We start from the raw sequence: 19,726 nt of genomic DNA, 5'->3' as shown, positions 1-19,726 counted from the left end.
ACGGTAAGGCGCAAGTCCCCATCTTCACGTCCGTAAGGTGCTGGCAATCCGCACCAAAGAATTCGCACCAAAGAATTCATGGCCTTGGAGACCTCTGCATGACCGATCGTCCCGATCTTTCGAACCTCCCGTCCTACCGGCAGTCCCGCCGGTCGTTGGTCTCTGCCCGCAAGTTTGCGCTGATGGCTTCGGTTGCGGCCGGCCTGGGCGTCGCCGTGTACGGCTTCAGTCCGTCAACGTCGCCGTCGGACCTGTTCTCGAGCCCGGCGCATGCGCAGGTCAACACCGAGGTTCGCAAGGTCGAGCGTCCCATCGGCTTTGCCGATGTGGTCGAGCGCGTAAAGCCCTCGGTGATGTCGGTGAAGGTCAACATCAAGGAAAAGACTGCCAGCAACGACGACAATGAGGACTCGCCGTTCCAGCCGGGTTCCCCGATGGAACGCTTCTTCCGCAGATTCGGCGGACCGGACGGCGTTCCCGGCCTGCGCGGTGGCCCGCGCGGCGGCGGACGTGCCGTCACCGGCCAGGGCTCGGGATTCTTCATTTCCGCTGACGGCTTTGCCGTGACCAACAACCACGTCGTCGACGGCGCCGACAAGGTCGAAGTCACGACCGACGACGGCAAGACCTACACCGCGAAGGTGATCGGCACCGACCAGCGCACCGACCTCGCGCTGATCAAGGTCGAGGGCAGCTCGAACTTCCCGTTTGCAAAGCTTGCCGACGGCAAGCCGCGCATCGGCGACTGGGTGCTCGCGGTCGGCAATCCCTTCGGCCTGGGCGGCACCGTGACCGCCGGCATCGTCTCGGCCGTCGGCCGCGACATCGGCAACGGTCCGTATGACGATTTCATCCAGATCGACGCGCCCGTGAACAAGGGCAATTCCGGCGGTCCGGCCTTCAACATCGACGGCGACGTGATGGGCGTGAACACCGCGATCTATTCGCCGTCCGGCGGCAGCGTCGGCATCGCGTTCTCGATTCCCTCTTCCACGGTGAAGACGGTCGTTGCCCAGCTCAAGGACAAGGGCTCGGTCAGCCGCGGCTGGATCGGTGTGCAGATCCAGCCCGTCACGTCAGACATCGCCGACAGCCTCGGCATGAAGAAGGCCGAAGGCGCGCTGGTCGCTGAGCCGCAGGCCAACGGTCCGGCTGCCAAGGCCGGCATCCAGTCCGGTGACGTCATCACCTCGGTGAATGGCGAGCCGGTGAAGGATGCGCGCGAGCTCGCCCGTACCATCGGCGGCATGGCGCCGGGCGCGAGCGTGAAGCTCAACGTGCTGAGCAAGGGCCAGGACAAGGTCGTGAACCTGACGCTCGGCCAGTTGCCGAACACGGTCGAGGCCAAGGCCAATACCGAGGACAGCGACAAGGGTGCTGAACAGCGCGGCACCGACGTGCCGAAGCTCGGCATGACGGTCGCTCCCGCCAACAGCGTGGCCGGCGCCGGCAAGGACGGCGTCGTGGTCACCCAGGTCGATCCGAAGAGCGCCGCGGCCGAACGCGGCTTCAAGGAAGGCGACGTGATTCTCGAAGTCGCCGGCAAGAGCGTGGCGACCGCCGGTGACGTGCGCGAAGCGATCAACACGGCGCGCACCGACAACAAGAACAGCGTTCTGATGCGCGTGAAGAGCGGCGGACAGTCGCGCTTCGTCGCCATCCCCCTCGCCAAAGGTTAACGGCGAGGCGCTTACGAGATGAAGGGAGCCGCCGGCATCAGTCGCCCCCGCCGCCGGCCCCCTTCCGGGGAGCGAGCAACGCCCGCTTCCCCAGCCTACCTTCCGGTGGAATACGCCCCCCTCCGTCGGAAGGGCCTAAGGGCGGTGAGGTCCCCCAGCTTCACCGCCCGCTCTTTTTCCCCGGCCGAGTCTCTCCGGCTCGGCTTGCAAGCGTGAGTTGCCCGCGCCATGTTGCCAGAAGGGTTGACCTCCTTGACCGCCGCCGAACGCACGATGCGCCTCCTCATCATCGAAGACGACCGCGAATCCGCCGATTACCTCGTGAAGGCGTTTCGCGAAGTCGGACACATTGCCGACCACGCCGCCGACGGCGAGGAAGGCCTCGTCATGGCCGAGAGCGGCGATTACGACGTGCTGGTGGTGGACCGCATGCTGCCCAAGCGCGACGGCCTGTCGCTGATCGGAGCGCTGCGCGACAAGAGCGATGCGACGCCGGTCCTGATTCTCTCCGCACTCGGGCAGGTCGACGACCGCATCAAGGGCCTGCGGGCTGGAGGCGACGACTATCTGCCAAAACCGTATTCGTTCGCCGAGCTTCTGGCGCGCGTGGAGGTGCTGTCGCGCCGCCGCGGCGCGCCGGCCGAGGACACCGTCTACAAGGTCGGCGATCTCGAGCTCGACCGTCTGTCCCACCGCGTCGCCCGCGGCAAGGACGAGCTGACGCTGCAGCCGCGCGAATTCCGCCTGCTCGAATATCTCATGAAGCATGCCGGACAGGTGGTGACGCGCACGATGCTCTTGGAGAACGTCTGGGACTATCATTTCGATCCGCAGACCAACGTGATCGACGTGCACATTTCGCGGCTGCGCTCCAAGATCGACAAGGGTTTTGAGCGGCCGCTGCTGCACACGATCCGCGGCGCCGGGTACATGATCCGTGACGGCATTCGGTAAACTCGTCCGCACCACGGCGTTCCGGCTGACGCTGGTCTATCTGTTCTTGTTTGCGATGTTCGCGGCCTCGCTGCTCGCCTATTTCGCCTGGAACACGCGCCGGCTGATCACCGAAGAGATCACGCAGACGGTCAACGTCGAAACCGCGGAGATCAACGACATCTACATCGGCCGTGGCCTGTACGGCCTTGCGCGCGCGATCGAATACCGGTCGCTGCGGCCGAACGCCAACCTCTATCTCGTGACCAACCCGTCCGGACAGGCCATTGCCGGCAATGTCGGCTCGCTCGCGCCCGGCGTGATGGCGACGCGCGGCTGGATCGAAACGGCCTACCGGCGGATGGAGGAGGCCGACAGCCGCGATCATCGCGCGCTGGTTTACGTCAGCGAGCTGCCGAATGGTTTTCGCCTGCTGATCGGCAGGGATCTCGACGAACGGCGCCGCCTGGTCGGTATCGTGGCCAAGGCCGCGCAATGGTCGATCCTCATCGTCGTGGTGCTCGGCCTCGGCGGCGGCGTGTTCGTCGCGCGCAGGGTGCTGCGCCGGATCGATGCGATGACCGGTACCGCCCAGCGCATCATGACCGGCGATCTCAGCGAGCGTCTGCCGGTCGGGCGCAGCGGCGACGAGCTGGATCGTCTCGCCGAAAACCTCAACGCCATGCTCGAGCGTATCGAGGCGCTGATGGCCGGGCTGAAGGAAGTCTCTGACAACATCGCCCACGACCTCAAGACACCGCTGACGCGGCTGCGTAACCGCGCCGAGGAGGCGTTGGCGAAATCGGGCAGCGAGGGCGAATATCGCGCGGCGCTGGAACGCACCATCGAAGAGTCAGACGGACTGATCCGCACCTTCAACGCGCTGCTGATGATCGCGCGCGCCGAGTCCGGACAGGCGCGCGGCAACATGGACGATTTTGACGCCGCCGATGTCGCCAATGGCATTCACGAGCTCTACGAGCCGCTCGCCGAAGACGACGGCATGACGCTCAAGGTGAAGACGGAGTCCACGCCCGTTCACGCCAATCGCGAGCTGATCAGTCAGGCTCTCGCCAATCTTGTCGAAAATGCCATCAAATATGGCAAGCCCGTTGCGCAGACCGCTGGAACCGTGGTCAGCATGGACAGCCGCCAGATCCTGATCGAGTCGCGGCGTGAAGGCGATTCCGTGCTGCTCAGCGTCACCGATCGCGGGCCCGGCATTCCCGAAGGCGATCGCAAGCACGCGGTCGAGCGATTCGTGCGGCTGGAGGCGAGCCGGACACTCCCCGGCTCCGGTCTGGGGTTGAGCCTCGCTTCGGCCGTCGCCACCTTGCACGCCGGTGAATTGAAACTCGGCGACGCCCATCCCGGCCTCGTCGCCACGCTGGTGCTGCCCGCGCGCGCGGGCGCCAGCGACAGGGTTGCTCCCCCAGCGCAGGATGTGCCACAGAAGGTGGCATGACCACCTCCGCGCCGGGAAACGCGGACAAGCATGGTGTCGCTCTCGCCGCACGGTTTGCGGAAGCGCCTCATGTTGCCGCTTCCACCACCGCCGAACAACGCCTTCGCGACTGGCTGACCGAGCTCGATCCGCAAGCCGCGGCTGCGATCGAGGCGCAATTGCTGCATCCCTTCGCCCGGGACATCCTGACCGGGATCGCGGAGTTTTCGCCATATCTGTTCGAGCTGGTTCGTGCCGATGCGGCGCGCTTCATCCGGCTGCTCCAGCGCGATCCCGACACGCATCTCGCATCGCTGATCGAGCACACCAGACACGCCGTCTTCGCCGCGTCAGACGAAGCCGAGGTGATCCGGCTGCTTCGCCGCATGAAATCGGAAGCCGCGCTCCTGACCGCGCTGTGCGACATCGGCGGCGTCTGGCCGGTGATGCGGGTGACGGCGGCGCTGACCGATCTCGCCGTGTCGTCGGTGCAGACGGCTCTCCAATATCTGCTGCGACAGGAAGCCGCACGTGGCCGCATTTCGCCACCAAATCCCGATGCGCCGGAGGAAGGCTCCGGCCTGATCGTGCTCGCGATGGGCAAGATGGGCGCGGGCGAACTGAACTACTCCAGCGACATCGACCTGATCGTGTTCTTCGATCCGGACATGACGACGCTGGCAGACGATATCGAGCCGCAGCCGTTCTTCGTCCGGGTCACGCAGGGAATGTCGCGCCTGCTGCAGCAACGGACCTATGACGGCTATGTGTTCCGCGTAGACCTGCGGCTGCGGCCCGATCCGTCCTCGACGCAAGTTGCGATCTCGCGCGACGCGGCGCTGCATTACTACGAGCGGGAGGGGCGCACCTGGGAGCGCGCCGCCATGATCAAGGCGTGCGCCTGCGCCGGCGACATCAAAGCCGGCGAGGCGCTGCTTTCCGAAATCTCGCCCTTCGTCTGGCGCAAGCATCTGGATTTTGCGGCGCTTGCCGACGTCCACGACATGAAGCGGCAGATGCAGACCTATCGCGGCCAGACCGACGTCTCCGTCGAAGGCCATAATGTCAAGGTCGGCCGCGGCGGTATCCGCGAGATCGAGTTCTTCGCCCAGACTCAGCAATTGATCGCCGGCGGGCGGCATCCGGCTCTGCGGGTGCGGCCGACGCTGGTTGCGCTCGACGTGCTCGCCACCAGCAACTGGATCACCTATCAGGCCCGCGACGAGCTCACGGCGGCCTATGAATTTTTGCGCCGGGTCGAGCACCGCCTGCAGATGATTGCCGACGAGCAGACCCACACGCTGCCCGACGACAAGGAGGCGGTCGAGCGCTTAGCGTGGTTCTTCGGCTATGCGAGCCGCGAAGCTTTTGCGCGCGACCTCCTGCGCCAGCTCGAAATCGTCCAGGGCCATTACGAAAAGCTGTTTGAGGGCGACCCGACCGGCACCGAGAAGCTGCCCGCGGTCGACTATGGCGCCGGCCCCGACGACCAGCGGCTGTTGCAGCATCTCACGACGCTCGGCTTCAAGAAACCCGCCGCACTGGCCCAGACGGTGCGTGACTGGATGACCGGCCACTACCGCGTATTCCGCAACAAGGCGACGCGGAACGCCTTCGTCGAGTTCGTGCCGGCGCTGATCGACGGCCTCGCGCATGCCGAGGATCCGGACCGCGCCGTCGTCGCCTTCGACCAGTTTTTGCAGGCGCTGCAGCGCGGTGGCCGCCTGATCACGCTGCTCAGCCAGAACCGCGATCTCGTCGAACTGGTGGCGCTGGTGCTCGGCGCAGCCCCACGGCTCGGCGAGATGCTGGCGCGGCAGCCGCAGCTCATGGACGGCCTGATCGACCCGCGCTTCTTCGGCGCGATGCCGGACCGGCAGGAACTGTCGGCGCGCCTGGCGACCACCGTGCGCGACGCAGATTCATACGAAGAATTTCTCGACCGGCTCCGCCTGTTCGGGCAGGAGAGCCTGTTCCTGATCGGCACGCGCATTCTCTCCGGCACCGTCTCGGCGCAGCAGGCGGGCACGGCGTTTGCCGATGTCGCCGAGGGCATCGTCCACACCGTGCATGGGCTGGTGGCCGATCGCTTTGCCGCCCAGCACGGGCGGATCAAGGGGCAGGAGACGGCGATCATCGCCATGGGCCGGCTCGGCAGCCGCGAGATGACGGCGTCCTCCGATCTCGACCTGATCCTGCTCTATGATTTCGACGCTGACGATCCGGACTCCGACGGCGAAAAATCCCTGCAAGGCGCGCATTATTTCGCGCGTTTCACGCAGCGTCTGATCAGCGCGTTCACGACGCGGACCAATTACGGCGTGCTCTACGAGATCGACATGCGGCTGCGGCCGTCGGGCCGCGCAGGTCCCGTGGCCTCCCACATCCAGTCCTTCGCCGACTACCAGGAGCATGAAGCCTGGACCTGGGAGCACATGGCGCTGACGCGCGCGCGCGTCGTCTCTGCCTCGCCTGCGTTCCGCGACAAGATCGAAGGCGTCATTCGCCAGGTGCTGACGCGGCGGCGCGACCGCGCGATCATCGCCAACGACGTCGCCGAGATGCGACGGGCGATCGCGCTGGAGAAGGGCGAGGACGACGTTTGGGACCTCAAGCTTGCGGCCGGCGGCCTCGTCGATATCGACTTCATCGCGCAATATCTCCAGCTCGTCCACGCCGCCGACAAGCCGGAGATCCTCAGCGTCTCGACGCTCCAGGTGCTGGAGAATGCCGCAAAACTCGGCGTTCTCGACACCTCGGAAGCGGAGATCTTGCGATCCGCCGCGCGGCTCTATCACGACCTGACGCAGATCCTGCGGCTCTGCGTGATCGGAAAATTCCATCCGGAGACCGCGGGCATCGACCTTCAGCGGGTGATGGCACGGGCAGGGGATACACCGGACTTTTCCGCGCTCGAAGCGCGTGTGCGCGAAACGCAGGCCGAGGTCCGGCGCGTGTTTAGGGCGATCGTCGGGTGAAGCCAAATCCCGCGATGATGGGAATATACCCCCGATTTGCCCGACGCGTCAAGCGAAATTCGTAAAATCAGCAAATCGCCGGTCGGCGCGTCCGGCTACTGTGCATGGGGTTGTTTCGATACTTTTGCTAAGCGGCGGCCTTAGTCCGGCAAGAACGCCGCCGCGCCGGTCGCAGCATCCGTCATCTGCCTGACGCTGGCGCCGTAGAGCGCCGACAGTCTTTCGAGTGTCAGCACGTCCGCGACCGGCCCTTCGTCGACCCGCGTACCGTTGCGCAAGAGATAGGCGCGGCTGGCGGCCGCCATCGCGTGGTTGGGATCGTGCGTCGTGAACAGCACGCCATGACCGGAGGCGCTTAAGCTACGCAGCTCGCGGATCACGCGCCCCTGATTGCCGAAATCGAGGCTCGAGGTCGGCTCGTCCAGCACGACGAATTGCGGCTCCTGCGCCAGCGCGCGGGCCAGCAGGGTCAACTGGCGCTCGCCGCCCGACAGCATGGTGTAGGGACGTTCCGCAAGGTGCGCGATGCCGAAGCGATCGAGCATGCGCGCCGCAATCGCGCGATCGGCCGAGGTCGGCCGGCTGAACAGGCCGCCGTGCGCGGTCCGTCCCATCAGCACGACGGTCTCGACCGTGAAGGCGAAGGTGGCCGCATGCGACTGCGGCACATAGGCGATCAGTTTTGCACGCTCGCGGCTGGTGAGGCCCGCGAGCTTGCGCTCGCCGAGCCTGACGTCTCCGGCCTTGGGCGGCAGCAGGCCGATCAGCGTCTTCAGCAGCGTGGTCTTGCCGCCGCCATTGGGGCCGAGCAGCGCCAGCACTTCGCCGGTCGCGAGCTGAACGTCGAGGTGGCTTCCGACCACGCGGTCGCGATAGCCGATGGAGAGAGCGTGCCCCGACAGGATCACGGCGCGGACCAGGTCTTGGAGACGCTGGCGAGCAGCCAGATGAAGAACGGCGTGCCGACGAAAGCGGTGAGGATGCCGAGCGGAATTTCGACCTGTGCCGCGGTGCGCGCCAGCGTATCGATCAGGAGCAGGAAGCCGCCCCCCATCAGCGCCGCCGCCGGGATCAATCGCCCGAAATCCGGGCCGACCAGCGTACGCGCGATATGCGGCACCACAAGGCCGACCCAGCCGATGATGCCGGCGGTCGCAACGCTCGCGGATGTCACGAGCGTCGCTGCCGCGACGATCGCGATGCGCAGCGGCCCGGTGGAGACGCCGAGCGCGCGTGCCTCCTCGTCGGGCAGCGACATCACGTTCATGCGCCAGCGCAGCGCCAGCAGGATCAGCGTGCCGATCATCACGGGACCGAGCAGCGGGATGAGATCGGATGGGTTCGTGGATGCAAGACTGCCGAGCAGCCAGAACGTCATCGCCGGCAACTGGTTGTAGGGATCGGCGAGATATTTGATCAGGCCGACGCCGGCGCCGAGCAGCGCACCGATCACGACGCCCGCGAGCACCAGCACCAAAACAGGATCGCGCGCGGCAACCGCGGAGCCGACCGCATAGACCATCGCCACCGCGGCCAGACCGCCCGCGAAGGCCAGCGCCTGGATCGCGAATACGCCGAGCGAAAAATAGATACCAAGCACGGCGCCGAGCGCAGCGCCCGAGGACGCCCCGAGGATGTCTGGCGACACCAGCGGATTGCGGAACAGCCCCTGGAATGCGGTGCCGGCGACCGCGAGCGCCGCGCCGACGAGGCTCGCCGCGATCACGCGCGGGCCCCGCACCTGCCAGATTACGGTCTCGACGGCGGCCGGCGTGCTCGACGCATGGCCGGACAGCTTTGCCGCGAGCACGGCGAAGAGGTCGCCGAGTCCAACCGGATAGCGCCCGACCGTGAACGCAAGCAGCAGTCCCGCGAGCAGGACGGCGAACGAGATCAAAAGACCGGGGAGGGGCGAGCGGGACATCGGGCGGAGACTATCAGTCCCGCCCGGCGTGCACACGGTCGATATCGGCGTCCGACGGTTTGACGTGGTAGAATCGCCAATAGAAGTCCCGCGTCAGCTCGCGCATGTCCTCGGAGAAGTGCTGGGGATAGAGGATCTTTGCTAGCCACCACAGTCCGATCAGCCGATTGACGGAGGGCGGGAAGTCGACCCAGCCGAATGGCAGTTTTGGCGACAAATGCACGCGACCGTCGCGTACCGCGGTGACACCGGCCCATTGCGGATCGCTGCGGACGTTGGCAGCGAAGTCGCGATCGATGGTGACGATGACAGCGGGATTCCACGCCAGCACCTGCTCGACCGAGACGGTGGCAAGGCCGCCCTTCTGCTCGGCCGCGACGTTGCGTGCACCCAGAAATTCCAGCGTTTCGACATTGATCGAGCCGCCGAGCCCGGTCTCCAGCCCGCGCGGCCCGCGCGCGTAATAGACGCGTGGCCGCTCATTCTCGGGGACACGGTTGACGCGCCCCTGGATGGTTGTGAGCGTCGCTTCGGCGTAGGTCGCGAGCGGTTCGGCATCGCGCCGCGTGAGCGCGCCCAGCAGGCGGTAGGTCGCAGCCGTCGCGTCAAAGCGACCGTCGAGCAGGGCATAGGGGATGCCGGTCTGCTCCTGCACGCGTGCGGCGAGCGAGGCAAAGGTCGGCGCGGTCGAGCCGACGTCGAGGATCAGGTCAGGCTTCAGTGCGATGACCGATTCCAGGTTCGCGGTGTTGCCGCGGCCGGTGAGCCGGCCGACCTCGGGACGCGCGCAGATGTCCGGCAGCAGGAACGCGCATTCCTCGGCGCGGTTGGCGCGCGGCCAGCCGAGCAGCAGCTCCGGCGCAAGCGTGTAGAGCAGGATCGCCGCGGGGGGCCCCGCCGGAAACACGCGGGCAACGGTTGCGGGGATTTCAAGCGCGCGGCCGGTGGCATCGGTGACGGCAGCCGCGCGTACGCGGGCGGTTCCGAGCAGGAGGCTAGGTGCGGCTAGCAGCGTCCGGCGCGTCAGGCCCATCGTCATCCCCATCAGATCATTGCCCGACCTGTATAAGGCCGCCTGACGAGGCTGCAATGACCGTCTGCGGGTAGGCATGGCATGCGCGCCATGCTCCGGATGCGTTGGGGAGGTGAGCTAGGCCGCCTTCTTCAGCGTTTCGAGGGCCTCACGGACGTTGGAGTCGAGCCCCGCCCCGCCGGTATCGATGTGGGCGAAGATCGCGCGCTTCATGCGCGGATCCCAGAATTTTTTGATGTGCTCGGCGATCCCCGGCACCGCCTTGTCATGGCCCTGACTGCGGAAGAACGTCCCGATCTGGTTGGCCATGTAGATCAATCGGTCAGGCGACATTGGCAACCTCTGTGGTGACGCAGGCCGCCACGCGGCCGCCATGCGTAAAAACTTCAAATCCGTCGCTGCGGGCGATTGCAACCAGCGTAATGCCGGCGGCCTCCGCGGTGCGAACGGCGAGTGCGGTCGGGGCGGAGACGGCAACCATCACCGGCGCGCCGATCGCAGCCGTCTTCTGTACCAACTCGACGGAGACGCGGCTCGTCAGCAGCACCATGCCGTTGCGCGCATCAGTCCGGCTGCGCGCAAGCGCGCCCGCGAGCTTGTCGAGCGCGTTATGGCGGCCGACGTCCTCGCGCAGCGCAACGATGCCGCGGGCAGGGGACCAGAACGCGGCAGCGTGCACCGCGCGGGTCTGCAGATTGATTGATTGCAGCGGCGCGATGGCCTGCATCGCCGCCATGACCTGATCGGGCGAAAAAGTCTGTCCTTGCGGCACGATCGCAGCGGGCCGGATCGCCTCCGCAATCGACTCGACGCCGCAGATCCCGCAACCCGTCGGGCCCGCGATGTGTCGCCGCCGCTCGCTGATCAGACCCGCGGTCTCGGCCGCGAGCCACATCCGAAGCTCGATGCCGTCGTCGAGGCGTACCACCTCGAGCGACTGGATCTCATCCACAGATGTGACGATGCCCTCGCTGAGGCTGAATCCAACAGCAAAATCCTCGAGGTTTTGCGGCGTCCCCATCATGACGGCATAGGTGCCGCCATTATAGGTCAGCGCGATCGGCGTCTCCTCGGGGATCAGCCGTGCGCCCTCGGAGGCCGCGCCGTCGCGCCAGATCTCGCGGTCGATGGCTTGCACCGGGACGTGCATGGGTTCACTCCGCGGCTTCAGCGGGCGCGATGCGGCGGGAGTGCCGCGCCTGCGCGTCATAGGCCTTCTGCCAGTCCGACGGCCCGTTCGACGGCGAGATCTGCACCGCCGTGACCTTGTATTCGGGGCAGTTGGTCGCCCAGTCCGAATACTCGGTCGTGATCACGTTGGCCTGCGTGTCCGGGTGGTGGAAGGTGGTGTAGACCACGCCCGGCGCGACGCGATCGGTGATCTCCGCGCGCAGCGTGGTTTCGCCGGCCCGGCTCTTCAGCCGCACCCAATCGCCGTCGCGCACGCCGCGCTGCTCGGCGTCGTGCGGATGGATTTCGAGCCGATCCTCACTGTGCCAGACGACGTTGTCGGTGCGACGGGTCTGCGCGCCGACATTGTACTGGCTGAGGATGCGGCCCGTGGTGAGCAGCAGCGGATAGCGCGGGCCGGTGCGTTCGTCGGTCGCGACATATTCGGTGACCACGAACTTACCCTTGCCGCGGACAAAACCGTCGATGTGCATCACCGGCGTGCCCTCGGGCGCCTTCTCGTTGCAGGGCCACTGCACCGAGCCGAGCTCGTCGAGCCGTGCGTAGGAGACGCCGGCAAAGGTCGGCGTCAGCGCAGCGATCTCGTCCATGATCTCGGACGGATGGCTGTAGTTCATCTCCAAGCCCATGGCCTTGGCGAGGCCGATGGTGACCTCCCAGTCCGCCATGCCGTTCTTCGGCGTCATCACCTTGCGCACGCGCTGGATGCGGCGCTCGGCGTTGGTGAAGGTGCCGTCCTTCTCCAGGAAGCTCGATCCCGGCAGGAAGACGTGGGCGTAGTTCGCGGTCTCGTTCAGGAACAGATCGTGGACGATGACGCATTCCATCGCCGACAGCGCCGCCACCACATGCGACGTGTTGGGATCGGATTGCAGGATGTCCTCGCCCTGCACATAGATACCCATGAACGTGCCTTCGATCGCGGCATCGAACATGTTGGGAATGCGCAGGCCCGGCTCAGGATTGAGCTTGACGCTCCATAGCGCCTCGAACTGGTCGCGCACCGCATCGCCCGAGATATGGCGATAGCCCGGCAGTTCGTGCGGGAACGAGCCCATGTCACAGGAGCCCTGCACGTTGTTCTGGCCGCGCAGCGGGTTCACGCCGACGCCGGGCCGCCCGATATTGCCGGTTGCCATCGCGAGGTTGGCGATCGCGATCACGGTCGTGGAACCCTGGCTGTGCTCGGTGACGCCGAGGCCGTAATAGATCGCGCCGTTGCCGCCGGTCGCATAGGTCCGCGCCGCCTCGCGCAGCACTTTTGGATCGACGCCGGTGAGAATCGCAGTGGATTCCGGGCTGTGCTTGGACTGGGCGACGAACGCCGCCCATTCCTCGAACTCGGCCCAGTCGCAGCGCTCGCGAACGAAGGCTTCGTTGACGAGGCCTTCGGTGACGATGACATGGGCGAGCGCCGTGACTACAGCGACGTTGGTGCCGGGCATCAGCGGCAGGTGCAACGCCCTGACATGCGGTGCCTCAACCATCTCGGTGCGGCGCGGATCGATCACGATCAGCTTTGCACCCTGGCGCAGCCGCTTCTTCAGGCGCGAGGCGAACACGGGGTGCGCTGAGGCCGGATTGGCGCCGATCACGACCGCAACGTCGGTGTGCTCCACCGAGTCGAAATCTTGCGTGCCGGCCGAGGTGCCAAAGGTCTGCGACAGCCCATAGCCGGTCGGGGAATGACAGACGCGGGCGCAGGTATCGACATTGTTGTTGCCGAAACCGGCGCGGATCAGTTTTTGCACCAGATAGGTTTCTTCATTGGTGCAGCGAGACGAGGTGATGCCGCCGATCGCGTCGCGGCCGTACTTCTTCTGGATGCCGCGCATCTTCGTGGCGGCAAACGAGAATGCCTCGTCCCAGGAGACTTCGCGCCAGGGATCCTCGATCCGTTCGCGGATCATCGGCTTGAGGATACGCTCCTTGTGGTTGGTGTAGCCCCAGGCAAAGCGGCCCTTGACGCAGGAATGGCCGCGATTGGCCTTGCCGTCCTTGTACGGCACCATACGCACCACTTCCTCGCCGCGCATCTCGGCCTTGAAGGCACAGCCGACGCCGCAATAGGCGCAGGTGGTCACCACGGAATGCTCGGGCTGACCGATCTCGATGACCGATTTTTCCGTCAGCGTCGCGGTCGGGCATGCCTGCACGCAGGCGCCGCAGGAGACGCATTCGGAGCCGAGGAAACTCTCGCTCATGCCGGGCGAGACGCGGCTGTCAAAGCCGCGGCCCGAGATCGTCAGCGCAAAGGTGCCTTGCACCTCCTCGCAGGCGCGGACGCAGCGCGAGCAGACGATGCATTTTGAGGGATCGTAGGTGAAGTACGGGTTCGACTCGTCCTTCGGCATCCAATGGTCGTTGTCGCAGCCGTGCGACTTGGCGAAGACGTGGTTCTCGCCCTCATAGCCGTAGCGGACGTCGCGCAAGCCCACGGCACCCGCCATGTCCTGCAATTCGCAATCGCCGTTGGCGCCGCAAGTCAGGCAGTCGAGCGGATGGTCGGAGATGTAGAGCTCCATCACGCCCTTGCGCAGCTTCTTCAGCCGATCGGTCTGGGTGTGGACGACGAGGCCGGGCATCACGGGAGTGGTGCAGGAGGCCGGCGTGCCGGCGCGTCCCTCGATCTCGACGAGGCAGAGGCGGCAGGAGCCGAAGGCGTCGACCATGTCGGTCGCGCAAAGTTTCGGGATCTGGTGGCCGGCGTCCATCGCGGCGCGCATGATCGAGGTGCCCTCTGGCACCGAGATCTCCTTGCCGTCAATGGTCAGCGTGACCATCGTTGCCGATTTCGAGGCCGGTGTGCCGAAGTCGATTTCTTCGATCAGAGACATCGTTGTTCTCCTATTCCGCGGCCTGAAGCATCGGGGCCGGGACAAAATCCTCCCGGAAATGCTTCAATGCACTGAGCACCGGGTAGGGCGTGAAGCCGCCGAGTGCGCAGAGCGAGCCGAATTTCATGGTGTTGCAGAGGTCCTCGACCAGTGCGAGGTTTTCCGCCACGCGCTCGCCGTTGATGATCTTTTCGATGGTCTCGACGCCGCGGGTCGAGCCGATCCGGCACGGCGTGCACTTGCCGCAGGACTCGATGGCGCAGAACTCCATCGCGAAGCGAGCCTGCCGGCGCATGTCGACGCTGTCGTCGAACACGACGATGCCGCCATGGCCGATCAGGCCGTCGCGCGCCGCAAAGGCCTCGTAGTCGAACGGCGTGTCGAACAGCGCGCGCGGGAAATAGGCGCCCAAGGGGCCGCCGACCTGCACGGCGCGAACCGGGCGTCCCGTAAACGTGCCGCCGCCGATGTCGTCGACGAGCTCGCCGAGCGTGACGCCGAAGGCGGTCTCGAACAGCCCGCCATGGCGGATGTTGCCGGCGAGCTGGATCGGCATGGTGCCGCGCGAACGGCCCATGCCGAAATCGGCATAGGCTTTCGCGCCTTCAGCCATGACGAACGGCGCCGCCGCGAAGGACAGCACGTTGTTGATGACGGTCGGCTTGCCGAACAGGCCGTGATGCGCCGGCAGGGGCGGCTTTGCGCGCACGATGCCGCGGCGGCCTTCGAGGCTCTCCAGCAGAGAGGTCTCCTCGCCGCAGACATAGGCGCCGGCGCCGACGCGCACTTCCAAATCGAAGCTGTGCGTGGAGCCGCCGATATTGCTGCCGAGATAACCGCCGCGCTTGGCGGCAACGATGGCTGCATTCATCACCTCGACCGCGTGCGGATATTCACTGCGGATGTAGATGTAGCCCTTGGTCGCGCCGACCGTGATCGCAGCGATCGTCATGCCTTCGATGACGAGGAAGGGATCGCCTTCCATGATCATGCGGTCGGCAAAGGTGCCGCTGTCGCCTTCGTCGGCGTTGCAGACGATGAATTTGCGATCGGCCTTGGCTTGCGCAACCGTCTTCCACTTGATCCCGGTCGGGAAGCCCGCGCCGCCGCGGCCGCGTAGGCCGGAGGCGGTGACCTCGTTGAGGATGCCCTCGGGGCCGAGCGACAAGGCGCGCTCAAAACCCCTGTAGCCGCCATGAGCGCGGTAGTCGTCAAGCGAACGTGGATCGATCACGCCGCAGCGCGCGAAGGTGAGCCGGGTCTGCCGCTTCAGCCAGGGGATCTCGTCGGTCGCACCGAGTGCGAGCGGGTGTGTCGTTCCAGCAGCGACGGCATCCAGCAGGGACGGCACATCGGCAGGCGTGACCGGTCCGAAAGCGATCCGGCCCGCGGGCGTCGCCGCTTCGACCATCGGCTCCAGCCAATAGAGGCCGCGGGAACCGGTGCGGATGATTTCGACCGCGAGGCCGCGCTTGGCGGCCGCCTGTTCCAGCGCGAGCGCGACGTCATCGGCACCGACGGCCACCGCGCCGGCATCGCGTGGGACGAAGAAACGCATCGTCATCGCTGCGCCTCCGCGACCAGCGCATCGAGGCGCGTTTCATCGAGCCGGCCGACGAGGCGGCCATCGAGCATCGCGGACGGGGCGGTGGCGCACAGCCCGAGGCAGTAGATCGGCTCCAGCGTGACGCGCTCATCGGCGGTGGTGTGGCCCAGCGACACGCCGAGTTTTGCTTCAGCGCGCGCCGCAAGCCGGTCGCCGCCAGCGGCCTGGCAGGCTTCCGCGCGGCACAGCTTGAGCACATGGCGGCCGGCCGGCTTGTGCCGGAAATCATGGTAGAAGGTAAACACGCCATGAACCTCGGCGCGCGACAGGCTGAGCGCCTGCGCTACCATCGGGATCGCCGGCTCCGGCACGTATCCGAAGGCCTCCTGCAGGGCGTGGAGGATGACCAGCGTCGCGCCCTCCTGTCCCGCATGTTCGGCGATGATTTCAGCGCCGCGCGCTTCGCTCCAAGGTTCACTGACCGCTGTCATTCTCGTTCTCAACCAGAGGGTGACCGATCTCCCTATGAGAGTTGGAATCATTCGAAAATCAATAAAGCTGTCTCATGCTGCGATAGCGAATCCGGATCGATATGGATCTGCAATCGGACAATAGGAAAGTCCGATAATCGTTGTGTTTTCGCGTGTTGGAGGGGGCGGAGCGTGATAGCTTGCACGGCGTGAGACTACGCAAGGGGACCGACGCTTGATCGACAAGCTTGAACTGTTGCTGGCGCTGGCCAAGGAGCGGCATTTTGGACGGGCGGCGGAGGCCTGCGGCGTCACCCAGCCGACGATGTCGACGGGGTTGAAGCAGCTCGAGGAGATCCTCGGCGTGATGCTGGTTCAGCGCGGTTCCCGTTTCCAGGGCTTTACGCCGGAAGGCGAGCGAGCGCTCGACTGGGCGCGTCGCATCGTCGGCGACACTCGCGCCATGCGCGATGAGATCAACGGGTTGAGGCACAAGCTCTCTGGCGAGATCAGGATCGCGGCGATCCCGACCGTGCTCGGCATGGTGGCCTCATTGACGACGCCGTTCCGCGCAAAACATCCCGACGTGCGCTTCCGCATCCAGTCCACGACCTCATCGGAGGTGCTGGGACTGCTCGAAAATCTCGAGGTCGATGCGGGGCTGACCTATATCGAGAACGAGCCGATCGGCAAGGTACGCACCATTCCGCTCTACAACGAGAGCTATCGCCTCCTGACCGCGCCGGACGCGATGTTTGGCGATCGTGAGACGGTGACGTGGAAGGAAGTGGGGCAGGTGCCGCTGTGCCTGCTGACCCCAGACATGCAGAACCGCCGCATCATCGACCGCGCACTGCGCTCGGTCGGTGCGGAGGCGACGCCGACGCTGACCTCGAACTCGCTGCTGGTGCTCTTTACCCACGTCAAGACGGGGCGCTGGGCGAGCGTGATGCCGGCGAAGCTTGCGGAGACGCTGGGCCTTTCGGACACCGTGCGTTCGATCCCGATCGTCGACCCGCACGTCAACTACAGCATCGGCCTGGTGATCCCACAGCGCGATCCGATGACGCCGCTGATTGCCGCGCTGGTCAACACCGCGCGCGAGGTCGCACCGACACTGCAGTCCTGAGGGGAGCTTTATTTGAGCACGATCTCTTCGGAAAACCGCTGCACACTTTTTCGGATCGTGCTCTAGGCCGCCGCGGAAATCCTGGGCATCGTCTTGTTGGAATCGCGCGGCAGCGTCACGCGCACGACAGTGCCGACGTCGATCTTCGAGCGCAACCGCATCGAACCGCCGTGGAGCTGCGCCAGCGAGCGGGCGATCGCAAGTCCCAGTCCCGAGCCGTGATAGGTCTTGGTGAGTTGGCTCTCGACCTGCTCGAACGGGCGGCCGAGCCGCGCCAGCGAATGCGGCGCGATGCCGATGCCGGTGTCGGCGATCATCAGCACGATCCTGTCCTCGAGCTGTCGGCCGCGCACCACGATGCGGCCGCCGTCGGGTGTGAACTTCACGGCGTTGGAGAGCAGGTTGACGATGATCTGCTTGGTGGCGCGGCGGTCGGCGACGACGGAGATGGTGTTGTCGATCTCGGCGTCGAGCGTGAGATGCTTGTCCTCGGCGCGGCCGGAGACGACGCGCAAGGATTCCGCGAGCGTCCGTGACAGGTCGAGCGACTCCATGTCGAGCTTCATGCGGCCGGCCTCGATCTTGGACATATCGAGGATGTCGTTGATGACTTCGAGCAGATAGTGGCCGCTGGTGAGGATGTCCTGGCAGTATTCCTGGTACTTCTCGCTTCCGAGCTCGCCGAACATGCCGGAGCCCATGATCTCGGAGAAGCCGATGATGGCGTTGAGCGGCGTGCGCAGCTCATGGCTCATATTGGCGAGGAATTTCGATTTGGTCTGGTTGGCTTCCTCGGCGCGGGTCTTCTCGCGCTGATACTTTTCGGCGAGGTCGGCAAGCTCGTTGGTCTGGCGCTCCAGCGCGGCCTGTGAGCGCTTGAGGTCGATTACGGTCGCGCGCAGGCGCAGGTCGTTGTCGACGAGCTTCTGCTCGTGCTCCTTGATACGGGTGATGTCGGTGCCGACCGAGACGTAGCCGCCGTCTTTGGTGCGGCGCTCGCTGATGTGCAGCCAGCTTCCGTCGTCGAGCTGCGCCTCGAAGGTGCGGGCGCCCGGCGACGGATTGGCGGTTTCGTTGTGGCGGGTGCGCACCTCCGGCATGCGGCCGACCTCGAGCACGGTCTCGTAGGACGTACCGGGGATGACGGCGGTGTCCGGCAGCCTATGCAGGCGCTGGAAGTGCGAATTGCAGAGCACCAGGCGGTCGCTGGCGTCCCACAGCACGAACGCCTCGGGGATGGTCTCGATGGCGTCGCGCAGCCGCAGATCGGCTTCGACAGTCTTTTCAGCGAGGCTCTTCTGCTCGGTGATGTCGACGGCGATGCCGATCAGGTGCTTGCCGGAATCGGCAGCAGCGGTGAGCTCGCAGCGCACGCGCAGCCAGATCCAATGGCCGTCGACATGCTGCATGCGGAAAGTCTGGTCGATGTGGTCGATCTCCTCGGAGATGAGCTGGTCGGCGATCGCGAACAGGTCGATGTCGTCGGATTTCACCAGCGCGTTGACCTCGCCGAAGGTAAGCAGCTCGTTGCGGCCGTCCAGCCCGAGCATCGAGAACATCGACTGCGACCAGAAGATGCGGCCGCGCGAAAGGTCCCAGTCCCACAGGCCGCAGCGGCCGCGATTGAGTGCGGTGTCGATGCGCCCGCGCACGGCGTCGTTGATCAGGTCGCCCTCGCGAGCACGGGTCGATTGCCAGTGGAAGGCGAAGCCGAGGATCAGGACGACGAAGCCGGTCGTCGCCGACAGCGTCACCGAGAGCGCGGCGTCCGAGCCCCAGATCGGCTCGATCCTCTCCTGGATGACGGTGACCTGGCCGGGCAGCGACTTGATGCTGCGCGACGTCACCATCGCGCTGTTGCCGTTCGGCAGCGTCAGCTCGGAGACGCTGCCCTGCTGCGGCGGGGCAGTGAGCAATTGCGCGGTCGTGATGGCGTCGAGCAGGCGATCGTTGCCGCCGATGTCGGTGTCGACGGGAACACGCGCGAGGATGCGGCGCTCGGCGCCGGCCGAGGTGACGATCACGTGGCGGCCGTTCGCCGTGCCCCAGGACGGGAACAGGTCCGGCAGCAGGGTAGGCAAATGCTCGATGTTCTTCAGACGCTCGATGCGCATCGAGGTGAGGCGGTCGATGCGCTCGGCGAGCAAGTCGGCGAGCGCGGAGATGTCACGCTGCATCACGCCGCGCTTCTGCCGCGTCTGATCGACGACTTGCACGAGCGCACCGAGGCAGATCGTGATGAGGAAGGCGATGATGAGCGTGGGCACAGCGCGCCTCAGCGCCGGCTCTGCAACCAGGAGCCGGTGGTAGGCAGGTTTCGCGATCGACTGCGCCAATCCTTTGATCGAATCGGATTGGACGCACGCGTTCGCGGCGTCTGCGCGCGCCATGCCTTCGGCCCCCTAAAAAGACTCAGAAAAAACTTCGCTCTACCCGGTTCGGAAGAGCCCCAGCTCGCTTCCGAATCACAGCGATTTGAATCCAGTTTTCCCGGCCTGTCGAGAGTCAACGATTCGTTAATACGAAATAAATCTTGTCCAATGGAGTCTGTGCCTTACGGCG

14 protein-coding genes are annotated in these 19,726 nt (G+C 65.7%); 5 read left to right on the top strand and 9 right to left on the bottom strand.

Features of this window, described 5'->3' with window-relative positions; genetic code table 11:
• The first annotated feature begins 98 nt into the window (after positions 1-98).
• From KUF59_RS28955 to KUF59_RS28940, 4 genes are all read left to right on the top strand, one after another.
• Positions 99-1,679, top strand: a complete 1,581-nt coding sequence (locus tag KUF59_RS28955) for a Do family serine endopeptidase (protein WP_212455603.1) — start codon at positions 99-101, stop codon at positions 1,677-1,679.
• 273 nt (positions 1,680-1,952) lie between these two features.
• Positions 1,953-2,633, top strand: coding sequence for a response regulator transcription factor (locus KUF59_RS28950; protein ID WP_212455602.1), 681 nt, complete (start codon positions 1,953-1,955; stop codon positions 2,631-2,633).
• On the top strand, positions 2,617-4,077 hold the full coding sequence (locus KUF59_RS28945) for a sensor histidine kinase (protein WP_212455601.1): 1,461 nt from the start codon (positions 2,617-2,619) through the stop codon (positions 4,075-4,077). Before KUF59_RS28950 ends, KUF59_RS28945 begins: the two co-directional genes overlap by 17 nt.
• Entirely contained in the window at positions 4,074-7,034 is a 2,961-nt protein-coding gene (locus tag KUF59_RS28940; protein ID WP_212455600.1) for a bifunctional [glutamine synthetase] adenylyltransferase/[glutamine synthetase]-adenylyl-L-tyrosine phosphorylase, read from the top strand. Before KUF59_RS28945 ends, KUF59_RS28940 begins: the two co-directional genes overlap by 4 nt.
• Positions 7,035-7,174: 140 nt before the next feature.
• Here the strand turns inward: KUF59_RS28940 and KUF59_RS28935 are convergent, their stop codons facing one another.
• The 8 genes from KUF59_RS28935 to KUF59_RS28900 form a co-directional block, all read right to left on the bottom strand.
• A complete protein-coding gene (locus tag KUF59_RS28935; RefSeq protein WP_212455599.1) occupies positions 7,175-7,942 on the bottom strand; it encodes an ABC transporter ATP-binding protein in 768 nt (255 codons plus the stop codon).
• A complete protein-coding gene (locus KUF59_RS28930) occupies positions 7,939-8,958 on the bottom strand; it encodes a FecCD family ABC transporter permease (protein ID WP_212455598.1) in 1,020 nt (339 codons plus the stop codon). Before KUF59_RS28930 ends, KUF59_RS28935 begins: the two co-directional genes overlap by 4 nt.
• A 13-nt stretch (positions 8,959-8,971) precedes the next feature.
• The gene (locus tag KUF59_RS28925; protein WP_212456006.1) at positions 8,972-9,997 is read right to left on the bottom strand and encodes an iron ABC transporter substrate-binding protein; all 1,026 of its coding nucleotides are present in this window, start codon (positions 9,995-9,997) and stop codon (positions 8,972-8,974) included.
• 111 nt (positions 9,998-10,108) lie between these two features.
• Entirely contained in the window at positions 10,109-10,324 is a 216-nt protein-coding gene (locus KUF59_RS28920) for a formate dehydrogenase subunit delta (RefSeq protein WP_212455597.1), read from the bottom strand.
• Positions 10,314-11,141 carry a formate dehydrogenase accessory sulfurtransferase FdhD gene (gene fdhD / locus KUF59_RS28915; RefSeq protein WP_212455596.1) on the bottom strand — a complete coding sequence of 276 codons (828 nt, stop codon included), beginning with the start codon at positions 11,139-11,141 and terminating at the stop codon, positions 10,314-10,316. Before fdhD ends, KUF59_RS28920 begins: the two co-directional genes overlap by 11 nt.
• Before the next feature lie 4 nt (positions 11,142-11,145).
• The gene (gene fdhF, locus KUF59_RS28910) at positions 11,146-14,019 is read right to left on the bottom strand and encodes a formate dehydrogenase subunit alpha (RefSeq protein ID WP_212455595.1); all 2,874 of its coding nucleotides are present in this window, start codon (positions 14,017-14,019) and stop codon (positions 11,146-11,148) included.
• Positions 14,020-14,029: 10 nt separating this feature from the next.
• Complete coding sequence (locus KUF59_RS28905; protein WP_212455594.1) at positions 14,030-15,583, bottom strand: formate dehydrogenase beta subunit; 1,554 nt, start codon at positions 15,581-15,583, stop codon at positions 14,030-14,032.
• Positions 15,580-16,056: a formate dehydrogenase subunit gamma gene (locus tag KUF59_RS28900; protein ID WP_212455593.1), complete on the bottom strand. Its 477-nt coding sequence runs from the start codon at positions 16,054-16,056 to the stop codon at positions 15,580-15,582. Before KUF59_RS28900 ends, KUF59_RS28905 begins: the two co-directional genes overlap by 4 nt.
• Positions 16,057-16,270: 214 nt before the next feature.
• Here KUF59_RS28900 and KUF59_RS28895 point away from each other — a divergent pair, with 214 nt between their 5' ends.
• A complete protein-coding gene (locus KUF59_RS28895) occupies positions 16,271-17,164 on the top strand; it encodes a LysR family transcriptional regulator (protein ID WP_212455592.1) in 894 nt (297 codons plus the stop codon).
• 62 nt (positions 17,165-17,226) lie between these two features.
• On the opposite strand, the gene KUF59_RS28890 is transcribed toward KUF59_RS28895, so the two are convergent.
• Positions 17,227-19,554 carry a PAS domain-containing sensor histidine kinase gene (locus KUF59_RS28890; RefSeq protein WP_212455591.1) on the bottom strand — a complete coding sequence of 776 codons (2,328 nt, stop codon included), beginning with the start codon at positions 19,552-19,554 and terminating at the stop codon, positions 17,227-17,229.
• Between the last annotated feature and the right edge of the window lie 172 nt (positions 19,555-19,726).

The organism is Bradyrhizobium arachidis (genome assembly GCF_024758505.1).
GTDB lineage: Bacteria > Pseudomonadota > Alphaproteobacteria > Rhizobiales > Xanthobacteraceae > Bradyrhizobium > Bradyrhizobium manausense_C.
The sequence above is the reverse complement of the archived record's forward strand: the minus strand, read 5'-3'. Positions and strand labels throughout refer to the sequence as shown.